Here is a 12646-nt window from a genome sequence, read left to right on the forward strand (position 1 = left end):
GCTCCCCGAACTCCCCGTTTGGGGATTGCTTTTTAAAAATATCCTAAATTCTAAAAATCCATTTTATCCTTTTAAAATTGTCCTCTAAATGATATTCTTCATCCATTTATTCAAAATCCAGTGGCATGGTTTCTGTTTCCAATTTTAATATATTTATTCAATTCATATAAAGTTCCAGGATATATTTATGCTTGAAAATAAATACAAATTTTTACTTGATATTCTTTCATATTCACCATTAGCTACTGCTATATATGATAGCCCAAGTTTGAATATTGCATTTGTGAATTACGAAATGATAAATATGTGGGCCGCAGAAGAAAATATTGTAGGTAAATCTTTTAGTGCAGTCTTTCCTTCTTTTAAAGAAGAAGGTTTTTCCAAAATACTTGAAAATGTTTGGAAAACTGGAAAATCTTATCGTGCTACCAATACCCCTGCTGACATAATAAGAAATGGAATTAAAGAACGTAGATTCTTTGATTTTCAATATAAAGCTTTGTTGAATGACAAAAATCAGACTTATGCTATTATTCATACATCGATTGATGTAACAGAAAGAAACATTGTTCTTAAGAAGGTTCGTTCTCAGGAACAACAACTATCTTTTAATAATGAATTAGTGTTAATTACTCATACATTGGCTCATGATGCTAAAAACCCAATATCAATAGCTAAAATTGCAATTGAAGCATTAAAGAATAACATAAAAAATGACCCTTTAATAATTAATAAATGGTTAAGTATTATTGATGAAGCAATTTTAAGCTTAAATCTCATAATAGATAAAACAACATTATTAAGTGAAGCAAGAACTTATAAGATCTCAAAAAAACAAATTCCGATCGAACCCAAAATTAATTCTTGGTTTAAGGAAGCAAAACTGCTAAATAACAGTCCCCATTCTAAATTATTAACTGGAAATATTTTACCAATCTATGCTGACCTAAGTGGAGTAATTCAAATATTCACGAATCTAATTGGAAATGCTGTGAAATATTCATCAAATCAAGAAAATCCAGAAATCTTTGTTGACAGCTTTCAATCCCCAAATGGTATTGAATATATAATACGTGACAATGGAATCGGAATTGCCCATTCAGAAATTGAAGATATTTTCCTAAATATGAAAAGAGGATCTAATTCGAAAAATTATCAAGGACATGGCATGGGACTTTTTATTGTGAAATGTATTTTAGAACGCTTAAATGGCAGTATCAAAATTTCCAGCAAATTGGATAAAGGAACGGAAGTGCATTTATTCTTTCCTAACAATTAATTTAAGGATATTTGGTATTTATGGCCATTGTCCATTTATCCTTATAACATATTGGACAAACTAAATTTCGATCCATAACCTCAATAATATGACCACAATACATGCACGCAAATGGCCCTTCAATATTTTTAAAATCCTTAATCTCTTTAAAATCATCGGGAAATAAGGGAAGTCCATATTTGATTTCTTCCTTTTTATAACGCAATACGCTCATGGACCCATCTGTTTCTAAAACAGCAACCCTTAACTGGCCTAAATGTTCTATAGATCCATTCCGCAATTCCGCAAAAAATTCCATTTTCGAAAAACTACCTATATTATCTTCATTAACAGCAAATTTACCATCTCGGACAACTACAAATGGTTCACCTTCTAATATCCGATTTATCCATTTAGATTTTGCTGCTAACCATGTAATCAATTTATATAGTAAAATAACCGTCAGAAATACTAAAATAGCATGAAATATGGGTAAGTCATCCTGAAACATCGGATCTCCCGCCGCTGAACCTAAACCCAAAATAATTGCAACCTCAAATAACGTTAATTGCCTAACTCCTCTCCTTCCCGAAATTCGGAGAATAACTAATATCAAAAGAAACATAATAAATGTCCTGATGATTATTTCTATTAAAAGATTGGGACTAGCACCGTCAAATAAAATTTCATATAAACTTTTATCAAGCATTTTCAATTGATTTATTTTTAATTGAACGATTAATAAATCAAATTGTTCTATATACAGTTCAATCGATAAAAATTTGTTATGAAAAATCAAAATCCTGAAAATAAATATCCTAAACCTCCTTTTAAATCTCAACCCCAATCCCCTCCAGGCGAAACAAAACTTATGGATCCTAAACCAGATCATGGAGAAGAATCATATGTTGGACATGGCCTATTAAATAATAAAACTGCTATAATCACAGGAGCCGATTCAGGTATTGGTAAAGCCATTGCTATTGCAATGGCCAGAGAAGGTGCTAATATTGTAATCGCCTATAAGGAGGAAATTGAAAATGAAGATGCTTATGATACTGCAGAATGGGTTAAACAGGCCGGTAGCCATGCTGTATTGTTTAAAGCCGATTTGCGAGAAGAAGTGAATTGTAAAAAATTAATTGATACTGCTGTAACTGAATTTAAAACCATCGATATCCTTATAAATAATGCAGCTTATCAAATGACTTATAAAGACATTGAAGATATTACAGCTGAAGAATGGAATAAAACATTCGAAGTAAATCTAAGTGTCATGTTTTATCTTATAAAATTTGCAAAAAAATTTATTCCAAAGGGAGGAAGTATTATTAATACAACATCTGTTAATGCCTATGACCCTAATCCAACACTTTTGCCTTATGCGGCAAGTAAAGCCGCTATTCAAAATTTCACATCAAGCTTGGCAGAAAAATTTTTAGAGGAAGGCACAGGAATCAGAGTTAATGCTGTTGCTCCTGGCCCAATTTGGACTCCTCTTATTCCAAGTACAATACCTGATCATGAAAAGTTTGGAAATAATACTCCTATAGGAAGACCTGGACAACCAGCAGAAATAGCTCCCATATATGTATTCTTAGCTTCCGAAGCCGCATCTTATATTTCCGGTGCTACAATTCCTGCAACTGGAGGTAGAATAACAATTTAACCCTCTTTTCCAAAGAAATTACTCAACATATCTAAACTGGCATTAAATGATAATATAAAAACTTCGGCAGCATTCTTCCCCTGAAATTTAAATTTTCTAGATACTACTTTTCCTAAACCTGAAACAACAATATATACATCTCCAGGTTCCGAGGGTCCATCTTTTTTATCATCATCATAAGCTTTCCCCGTAATTGACATATAAATATCAGCTGGAATTAAGTTAGAAACACCCTTTAACATTGCCACAGTCACCTCCATTGATTCGGCAGAAAATTCAGTAATCAATTCCTTTGGAATTTTTAATAATCCAGCTTTTACACTTTCATCAAAACATATAATCGAACCTTTAAAATAATCTCCTGATTCTGTCTGAAGACTCCAAATAGTAGAAAAAAATCCTGCAGTCATACTTTCTACTATTGACATTTTTAAACCTGCTGCGGATATTTTCTCCCCAAGCTTATTTAACTTCTTCTCGTCGATTCTCATAAATTGATGTGTGTAAATTTTAAAACTTGAACAATTGAAAAATCGAATCGTTTTAATATTGTGATGAACTAATTATGAATATTAGTGTTTATTTATAAAAACATATTTATGAGAGCAATTTGGACAGGTGCTATTGGATTTGGACTTGTAAACATTCCAATTAAAATATATTCAGCAACCCAAACAAGTAGTTTAGATTTTGATATGCTTGACCGGAAAGATCATGCAAATATTAAATATAAAAGAGTCAATGAAAATTCTGGTAAAGAAGTTTCCTGGGATAATATTGTCAAGGGATACTTATTAAAGGATAAATATGTAGTGCTAGAAGATGCAGACTTTGAAGATGCAATGCCTGAAAAAAATAAAATGATTAATCTTCAATCCTTTGTTAAACTTCAAGATATCGACAGCGTGTATTTTGATATTCCGTATTATCTTGAACCACAAAAATCCGGTGAAAAAGCATATCAATTATTATTACAGGCTTTAGAAAAAAGTAAAATGGCAGGATTAGGTACGTTTGTCATGAGAAGTGTTGAAAATCTAGCCATAATAAAACCCTATAATAATATTTTATTGCTGAATAAACTACGTTTCGAAGAAGAAATTAGAGACACTGAAGAACTTAATACACCCAAATCTGTCAAAATATCAAAAGCCGAAATGGATATGGCACTTCAACTTATAAAAATGAATAGCCAGGATTTTGATATCTCTGCTTTTAAAAATGAATATTCTAAAGAATTATTAAAAATAATCAATCAAAAAAGTAAAGGTAAAAGAGCAACTATACGCAAAATTAATGTGGAAAATACAAAGGCGACAGATCTTCTTGAAAAATTAAAAGCAAGTTTGGCTTAAAATTTTGATAACGCTTTTTTGATATCTGCTTTACTCTTCCGAATATTTTTCCAAGGATCTTCAATATTTTCAACGCGATCTTTAATATTGAAAATAGTAAAATCTTGAATTGATAAATCATTGGTCACTTCTTCCCAGTATAATGGAGTACTAACAGTGGCTAAGGGCTTTGGACGAGCTGAATAAGGTGCAACTATCGTTTGACCCTCTTTATTTTGAAGGTAATCTAAATAAATTAACCCTTTTCTTTTTTTAGGGTCACGAACAAGACTCGTACTACTATCATGTTCTTGATGAATCATCTCAGCAATGAATTGAATAAAATTCCTGGCAATCTCATACTCATACTTCCCTCCAAGATGAACTAATATGTGTAACCCAGAAGAGCCCGAAGTTTTTATATATGTAGATATTTCTGCATGATCAAATATAGATTTTGCTGTCAATGCCACCGAAATAACATCCTCCCATTTAGCGCCATTTGGATCTAAATCCAATACTACAAACTCTGGTTTATTAGGATTTTTATAAGTAGAAAGCCATGGGTTAATTTCAATGGAACCTAAATTTACAATATAAAGTAAACTTGCCTTATCATTGCAGAGCAAATAGTCAATTGTTTTATTCGTACTTTCTGAAAAGACCTCAGTAGTTTTTAACCATTTTGGAATTTTGGTAGGATCCACATCCTTTTGAAAAAAATTTGGAGATTCGATTCCATTTGGATACCTGTTCATTGAAATCGGCTTATCCTTCAAAAATGGTAGAATATAATCAGATACCCATTCATAATAATTCAGTAAATCGCCTTTGCTAATCCCTTCTTTTGGCCAGTAAATTTTATCTAAATTACTAAGACGAACCTTTTTATTGCCAAATTTCAATTCTTTATCCTTTTCCATATCAAATCCTGCTTTATCTTCAACCGAAACATCTTCCATAGATTTATCCTCTCTTAAACCTTTAAAAACAGGATGTCTTAAATGCCCATCTCTTGTCCACTCCGAATAATAAATATCACATACTAAGCTTGGGGTTAGCCAGGTCACCTGCTTTTCTTTCGCAACTTCCTGATTTTTAAAAGGTTTCTGTTCTTGTATATATTCTTCAAATTGAACATAAAGGTCCTTTAAGCTTTTTTCATTAAATCCTGTTCCACAGTTACCAATATATTTTAGTTCATTATTTTTTATTAAACCTAATACTATGGCTCCAAAATAGGACCTAGATCCTTCAGGCTTTGTAAATCCACAAATTATGGCTTCTTGAGTTTGCCTTAACTTAATTTTTAACCAATTACCATTGCGCTTTCCTCCTTGATAAGTGCTTTCTTTCATTTTGGCAATTATTCCTTCCCATTTATGTTTTGAGGCAAACTCTAAAATCTCGGATTGGTCTACATATTCAGCTTCTACATATTCTAAATGCTTAAGCTCATACTTATCCATCAAAAGCTTTAATAATTGTTTTCTTTCTAAGAGTGAATACAGCCTTAAATCATGACCATCAAGTTCAAGGATATCAAAAACATAATATTTTAAAATATTGCCTTTTAAATTATCCTCCCCCGATTGTAATAATTGAAACTGGGATATTCCTTTTTTATCCTCAATAACAATTTCACCATCCAGAATACATTTATTTTGAATAGTTAATAAATCCTTAAGTATTGTTGGAAATTTAGAGTTTAAACTTTTACCATTTCTTGAAATAAGTTCTGGTTTTTTATCCAATTTTGAAAGAGCTCGGAAGCCGTCAAATTTCTTTTCATAAATCCATTCTTTTGAATCAGGAACCACTTTCTCAAGTTTTGCCAACATTGGCAAATATTCTGTATCCTTAGAATTTATAGTAGCTTTTTGATTTGATGTGGCTTTTTTACTATTTGATGCGGCTTTTTTTTTGAATGCTTTTCCTGCATCCTTTATCCCTTGACCAACCAGATCCTCAGAAGAAAAAGGTTTCTCCGTGGAATAAGCATCTTTATGTTTTATTAACAACCAATTCTCAGGACTATCGCTTTTCATTCGAACCAAAGCAAAATCACCTTTAAGAATTTTACCTTTTAATTGAAATTTAATGCTTCCATTTTTCCAAGCGTTTAAGAATTCCTTGTCTGATTTTACTTCTAATCGTAAATATTCCCCCTCATCAAATATGGAGACAGTACCTGCCCCATAATTTCCTTTCGGAATTTCTCCTTCAAATGTGCCGTATGATATGGGGTGGTCTTCAACTTGTACCGCAAGCCGTCTGTCTTTTGAATGCATGGATGGGCCTTTAGGTACCGCCCAACTTTTCAATGCCCCACCTATTTCTAATCTAAAATCATAATGCAACCTGCTCGCATCATGTCGTTGCACCACAAACCGATGTCCATCTTCTTCTGCCAAATGCTTATCAGCCTTCGGCTCAGATGTTTGTGAAAAATCTCGTTTATTATTATAAGTTTTTAAATCCGACATGCTCTTTTTCAATTGAACAAATCGAACCTCCAATTGGTTTTTTATTATTGAATCAATCCCTTCAAAACAGCAAACTTAATCAACGCTGGCGTATTCTTCGATTTCGTCTTATCAATTAGATTCTGTCTATGTCCTTCTACTGTCCGCTTTGATAAAAACAATTTCTTTGAAATCTCTAAATTGGTATATCCTTCCCCCAACAATTCTAATACTTCTAACTCTCGAGATGATAAATCAATATCTATAGGGTCAACCTCTATATTCTTCATTTTACTGTAGGCAATACTTTTATTGATTAATCCCATAGTGACTTCTTCACTGAGATACCTTCCACCTTTTGCAATATGGTTAATACAAAATATCAATTCCTCCGAACCAATATTTTTAACCAAATAACCCTTAGCCCCATATTCGAATGCTTTTAATACGTGCTGTTCACAATCTAACATGGTCAATACGATAACATGAATACTTGGAAAATTCAAGGATACTTCTTTGATTAATTGTAATCCATCCATATTATTCATGCTTAAATCAGTAATAACAACATCTACAGCTAATCCAGAGGTAATCTTATCAATTGCATCTTTGCCGTTATCGACATCAGCTACAACTTCAAAATTTGCTTGACCGTCTAAGAGCAATTTTATGCCATTTCTAACTACCAAATGGTCCTCTGCTAAAAGTATTCTTATTTTGCTCATTATATTTCTGTATTGAATGTTATTTCCACTAAACTTCCTGTTTTTATTTGATCCACACTTATTTCTCCCTGGTACAAATCAATTCTATTTTTTATACTTCGCAATCCTGTTCCATTTTTCATACTTTCTAGTAATGATTTTGAAAAACCAATCCCATTATCCTTAATCTGAATTTTTACTTTCAAAGAATTGTAAACTACCTTTAAATCAACTTGGCTCGCTTTGGAATGCTTAAGGCAATTATTTAATAACTCTTGAATAATTCGATAAATGGCTAACTTCATATCATCCCCTAACTCTTCTGCCTTTTTTGACATCTTACTTTGTATACTAAATTCAGGCATGCTTAATCGCTTTATCATAAAATCTATAGCTGCCTTTAATCCAAAATCATGTAATACTGCCGGTACTAAATCTGTTGAAATATTTCTGACCTGATTTATAGCAGAATTTAACATATCCTTGATGGAATCTAATTCTACTGAATTTTCTAAATGTTTTTCATTGATTAACCGTTGACAATTCAGCTTTATCGCGTATAAGGTCTGTGCAACGCTATCATGAAGTTGATGGCCTATCCTATTTCGCTCTTGTTCTTGGGTTTCAACAATAGCCTGAAAAACTTCCTTTTTTAATTCTATCCAATGATGATGTGGATAAAATTCTTTATCAAATAGCAATAAGCAATATTGAGGTTGATTAAATGAGTTGTTAAATTTCTTTACAAATGTTTCTATGCTTAGTTTAGCCTTACCTATTTGCCGAAATCCTAAACTTATTAATAATGGTTTCCTAAAAGAATCTCTATTTTCAAATATATTCCTCAATGTCGTGGCATCCTCCGAATCTAAAAACTCAAAAATATCCCGTCCTATTAAGGCCTTTCCAGTTAAACCAATAATATAATCAAAACGACCATTTACTCGAATAACATGAAACGATTTTCCCAAAACGATGATGGCAAAAGGGCCTTCTTGAAAAAAAACATCAAAACATAAGAAATCATTTTTGCAGGTTTCTTCTAAAAGAGTGTACTTTCTTCCACTCCATTTGTTGATATTATCTTTTGAAGTTAGCATGACTAATTAATGTTGATGTATAAATTTTTTAATTAGTGGACCTCTCTTAATAAGTCAATAGTTTGTATGATCGTACCTGTACTGGATTGATATGGTTTTCAGATCTTTTAAAGATTTTTAAAACAATTAAAATTACTTAAAAAAATCTTTTGCACTCTTAAACTGCCTGGACAGATGCAGGATTTAAGTATTATGTTGTCCATTTCAGGTATTTGTCGCAATGCAGCTACAATTTATTTTATAAAAATTTTAAATAAACTTGATATACAGCCATTGAACACGCTTCTTCTAAAAATTTTGTTCAGATGAATTAGATTTCTATTATTTATGCTTTTTATAGAGTATAAATAGCGAAAAAATTGTATTAATACCCCTTTTTACTCTAAACCTAAAATCATTAAAACATACTCATAAACAACACGTTATATATATACTGTTAACATAATAACGCCCTATAATGAAAAATCTTATAAATAATGTGATATTAGAAAACTCACCTATCCTAAATAGATTAGCAAATAACTTTACGCACGATCCCAATGAAAAGGAAGAATTAGTTCAAGAAACATTCATTCGGTCATTAAAGACTATTGAAAAGTTTATTAATCATCCAAAAATTGTTTCATGGTTATATGTAATCATGAAAAATGTCTATTTAAACAAATATCGTCGAGTTGCTTTACATAGAATTGCAGAAAAAGAGTTAAGCCAAACAGGTGAGAATAATAACTCTAGAAATAAAGCTGAATCAAAATTCATTTTAAATGATATTGAAAACTCAATTAAATCTTTATCTGATGAAAATTATCAAATCATCAGTATGTATTTAGAAGGTTATAAATATCATGAAATAGCCGATTATATGAATATTAAGGAAGGAACAATTAAAACAAGAATTCATATGATTAGAAGAATTCTTAGAAAAAAATTGAATGTTTATATGCCAAATTAAAGCAAATTTAATTGCTTATTAAATTTTATCAATCACTCAGAAAATCTAATTATGTTGCTTTGGCTTAAAAATATTCTTTTATTCTAAAAATTCAATTATATAATTCTACTCCTCATATAATTGTTCTACATATATTCCTAATGCAAGAATAGATTGTAAAATGGAATAACTTACGATATTGATGCCTTTCACAGATAATAAATATCCATTGATATAAGGAGCAATTTGCCAATCATTGATATTAGCAATCTCATTTAATGTGTCCTTTACTTTATTCAGCTGATGAAGGGAAACCTCCCCTATTTCAAATTTTAAACTTTCCATATTATAGCTCCTTTCAATTGATCTTTAGAAATTGTTAATAACTATGTTAGTAAAATAGATTGTAAAGGATAAATTATTATCCTTCAATCAACTAATTACCAACAATTTACATAATTTTAAGCACGAAACAAATAGTGAATACCAATTTTTTAATTTGAATTTTCGCATTCCTAAACCCAATTAATTTCGTACTTTTATTATGCTAACATAACAAAAAGAAACTCAGTTTAACAATAGTTCCGGCTGTATGCCGACTTTTAATCCCTGAACCTATATTCAGGGATTTTTTTCACCTATCAGCTCGGAAAATTTTCAGGTGAATTTTTAAACAAAAAAGTCCCAATTTCTTGGGACCGACTTACATACTATATTGAAAACAGATTATTTAATCTATTAGATATGCTGATTTGGTAAATTCTTCACCCTCAAATCCAATTCTAAGTAAATGCAATTTATTTCCTTGAACTCCAATTGAATATTCCTTTCCACATTTACTAATTGAAAAAATTGTAGGTTTAAGCTCATTTGGCTCCGCTTTATAAGTATAATATTGATAAGTGCTCGTGTCTTTTTTGCCTAATATAAATTGGTCCGAACAAAAATCCCCATTGATAATGATAACCTTGTCTTCAGTAAAAATCAATGATTTACTTTCCGAATCTATAGAACCCTCTTTCGATTCATCTATTCGTTCCCATAAACCAATTAATTCTTTGCGATCTAATTCAACAATTCCTTCATCGTCTTTATCACAAGAAAAAATCATTGTGGATATAATTATTAAAGTCAATAAACTAATTAAATATTTCATAAGATAGAGTTTTGTTTATAACCTAAAAATAGACTAGTGGTAAATATTTAAAATAATGAACGATAAAAAAAACTCAATTGCTACACCTTCAGAGTTTTAATAGGATTATATTAACTGGAATCATAAAAATAAACAGCAATAAAAAAGCCCGATTGATAAATCGGGCATGTAATATTAATATTTTTATTCCCCAGTTCCTGGGTCAATGGGTTCTTCTGGAACTTCTGGAACTTCTGGTTCCTCTGGTGTTGTAGCTGGTTTAACCCGTCTATACTCTTCATTTGCCCCGGTTTGATTGCCATAACCTAATATTAGAACATCTCCCTGAACACTCACGGGCATTCCTTTTCCACATTTATCCAATTTAATACGATTGGAAGTCCCTGCATTATCTTTGTTATTTACCGAATAGTATTCATATGAACCATCTTGATTTTTACCCTTATCTGTAGTTAATGAACAAAATAAGCCACGGCTAACTTTCAAAGTATTTTCCGCAGTGATCTCCAAAACCTTGACTGTATCTAAATGTGGTCCATCAACAATGATACTATCCGTATTTCGAATACTTTCAACTTTTGCCCATTTCCCTACTAATTCTGTGTTTTCTAATGGCGTACGGACCTCTTCATCACTCTTGCTACATGAAATAATACCTACAGCCAAAGTAAGGATACTAACGATATTTAATATTTTCTTCATATTTCTTTAAATCATGACCCGTGTTTATTAAGGCTTAGGAACACTTGGTCGCTTAGAGGCACAAATTGCTAAAAATTTATGCCTATAACAAATTATTAATGCTTTCCTTTCCCTCTTCCTATCAATTTCTGAACCAAAAGTACAATACCCAATACAATAAATCCTGCTAAAAGTCCAATTCCAAATTCTTTAATTATCGAAGGAACCCCAGGAAGAAAATGATGGAAATAATCAATATTATGTACAAAAATACCACCTGCGACAAGAAGTAAGGCAATAGTCCCTATAAATCCCAACGCTTTAATAACAATAGGAAGCATTTTAACCAGAAGATTACCTAATTGTGAAGCAATTCCTTTCCCATTAGATTTTTTAATCAAACTATGTCCTGCATCATCCATTCTCACAATTAATGCAACTATACCATAAACTCCTACTGTAGCTAAGATAGCAACGACAGAAACGGTTAATATCTGAATAGCAAGGGGCTCTTCCAAAACCGTCCCTAAGGCGATAATCACAATCTCAACGGAAAGTATGAAATCTGTGGTGACCGCAGATTTAATCTTCGCACTTTCAGCAGCCTCTCCTTCCAATGCTTGCTCCGCAATCACTTCCTGCCCCTCCTTCTTCCGATGAAATAAATAATGAATTACCTTTTCCGCACCCTCATAGGCAAGATACGCCCCGCCAACCAATAGTATATATTTAATTAATACCGGTAAAAATGCATTCAATAGTAAGGCAATGGGAACAATAATTAGCTTATTCACAAAGGATCCCTTTGTAATTGCCCATAATACCGGCAATTCCCTTGATGCTAAGAATCCTGTTGCCTTTTCTGCATTAACAGCTAAATCATCACCCAAAATACCTGCAGTCTTCCGAGTAGCAATTTTACTTGCTACTGCTACGTCGTCCATTAAAGCAGCGATATCATCCAAAACCGCAAATATTCCTGATGCCATATAGATTTCTTTTAATTCCTCTAAAATTAATTAGTTTTTGTAAAATTTCAACCCCAACAGTTAAAGTTTTCTCATTCACGCAAATCAAATACCAAGATTCAAACCAAAAAACCTTTTTTAATTCCTCATTTTCAATTAAATATTCAAATATAAAAGCCAGGACTTTTTTTATTAACCATTAGTTTTTATTTTTAATAGCTATAATTAACAAAGAATACACTTTATTAAAATTTTTAATTATTGAATATATTTTGTATATTCGCAACAGTGAAGGAAAAAAACACTTATAGTGTATAATGATCATTCAGCATCACCTAATTAAAATCTTCCTTTGTTTTTTCGTTTTTTAAAACATGCAC

At 31.5% G+C, this 12646-nt stretch carries 13 protein-coding genes; 4 read left to right on the forward strand and 9 right to left on the reverse strand.

Annotated features, from left to right (window positions below):
- Positions 1-187 precede the first annotated feature (187 nt).
- Complete coding sequence (locus tag E0Y80_RS08480; RefSeq protein WP_156307234.1) at positions 188-1279, forward strand: sensor histidine kinase; 1092 nt, start codon at positions 188-190, stop codon at positions 1277-1279.
- Between the two features lies 1 nt (position 1280).
- Here the strand turns inward: E0Y80_RS08480 and E0Y80_RS08485 are convergent, their stop codons facing one another.
- Positions 1281-1967 (reverse strand): DUF421 domain-containing protein, encoded by a 687-nt coding sequence (locus E0Y80_RS08485; RefSeq protein WP_156307235.1) that lies wholly within the window; start codon positions 1965-1967, stop codon positions 1281-1283.
- A 78-nt stretch (positions 1968-2045) separates the two neighbouring features.
- On the opposite strand from E0Y80_RS08485, the gene E0Y80_RS08490 reads away from it, so the two are divergent.
- Positions 2046-2927: an SDR family oxidoreductase gene (locus E0Y80_RS08490; protein ID WP_156307236.1), complete on the forward strand. Its 882-nt coding sequence runs from the start codon at positions 2046-2048 to the stop codon at positions 2925-2927.
- Here the strand turns inward: E0Y80_RS08490 and E0Y80_RS08495 are convergent.
- Complete coding sequence (locus tag E0Y80_RS08495; protein ID WP_156307237.1) at positions 2924-3418, reverse strand: CinA family protein; 495 nt, start codon at positions 3416-3418, stop codon at positions 2924-2926. The two genes, E0Y80_RS08490 and E0Y80_RS08495, sit on opposite strands and share 4 nt — an antisense overlap.
- Before the next feature lie 108 nt (positions 3419-3526).
- Between E0Y80_RS08495 and ku the strand changes: the two genes are divergently transcribed.
- A complete protein-coding gene (gene ku / locus E0Y80_RS08500) occupies positions 3527-4282 on the forward strand; it encodes a non-homologous end joining protein Ku (RefSeq protein WP_156307238.1) in 756 nt (251 codons plus the stop codon).
- Here ku and ligD read toward each other — a convergent pair.
- The 3 genes from ligD to E0Y80_RS08515 are packed head-to-tail and all read right to left on the reverse strand — an operon-like array spanning position 4279 to position 8530.
- The gene (gene ligD, locus E0Y80_RS08505; RefSeq protein ID WP_156307239.1) at positions 4279-6747 is read right to left on the reverse strand and encodes a DNA ligase D; all 2469 of its coding nucleotides are present in this window, start codon (positions 6745-6747) and stop codon (positions 4279-4281) included. The two genes, ku and ligD, sit on opposite strands and share 4 nt — an antisense overlap.
- A gap of 44 nt (positions 6748-6791) precedes the next feature.
- Entirely contained in the window at positions 6792-7451 is a 660-nt protein-coding gene (locus tag E0Y80_RS08510; RefSeq protein ID WP_156307240.1) for a response regulator transcription factor, read from the reverse strand.
- On the reverse strand, positions 7451-8530 hold the full coding sequence (locus tag E0Y80_RS08515; RefSeq protein WP_156307241.1) for a histidine kinase: 1080 nt from the start codon (positions 8528-8530) through the stop codon (positions 7451-7453). The genes E0Y80_RS08510 and E0Y80_RS08515 overlap by 1 nt, the downstream gene beginning before the upstream one ends.
- 457 nt (positions 8531-8987) lie before the next feature.
- Here E0Y80_RS08515 and E0Y80_RS08520 point away from each other — a divergent pair, with 457 nt between their 5' ends.
- Positions 8988-9482 (forward strand): RNA polymerase sigma factor, encoded by a 495-nt coding sequence (locus tag E0Y80_RS08520; protein WP_156307242.1) that lies wholly within the window; start codon positions 8988-8990, stop codon positions 9480-9482.
- A 105-nt stretch (positions 9483-9587) separates the two neighbouring features.
- Here the strand turns inward: E0Y80_RS08520 and E0Y80_RS08525 are convergent, their stop codons facing one another.
- From E0Y80_RS08525 to E0Y80_RS08540, 4 genes are all read right to left on the reverse strand, one after another.
- A complete protein-coding gene (locus E0Y80_RS08525) occupies positions 9588-9806 on the reverse strand; it encodes a hypothetical protein (RefSeq protein WP_156307243.1) in 219 nt (72 codons plus the stop codon).
- Between the two features lie 385 nt (positions 9807-10191).
- Entirely contained in the window at positions 10192-10617 is a 426-nt protein-coding gene (locus tag E0Y80_RS08530; protein ID WP_156307244.1) for a hypothetical protein, read from the reverse strand.
- A 183-nt stretch (positions 10618-10800) separates the two neighbouring features.
- On the reverse strand, positions 10801-11319 hold the full coding sequence (locus E0Y80_RS08535; protein ID WP_156307245.1) for a hypothetical protein: 519 nt from the start codon (positions 11317-11319) through the stop codon (positions 10801-10803).
- A gap of 95 nt (positions 11320-11414) precedes the next feature.
- The gene (locus E0Y80_RS08540) at positions 11415-12287 is read right to left on the reverse strand and encodes a DUF808 domain-containing protein (RefSeq protein WP_156307246.1); all 873 of its coding nucleotides are present in this window, start codon (positions 12285-12287) and stop codon (positions 11415-11417) included.
- Between the last annotated feature and the right edge of the window lie 359 nt (positions 12288-12646).

This window comes from Sphingobacterium endophyticum (assembly GCF_009733535.1).
GTDB lineage: Bacteria > Bacteroidota > Bacteroidia > Sphingobacteriales > Sphingobacteriaceae > Sphingobacterium > Sphingobacterium endophyticum.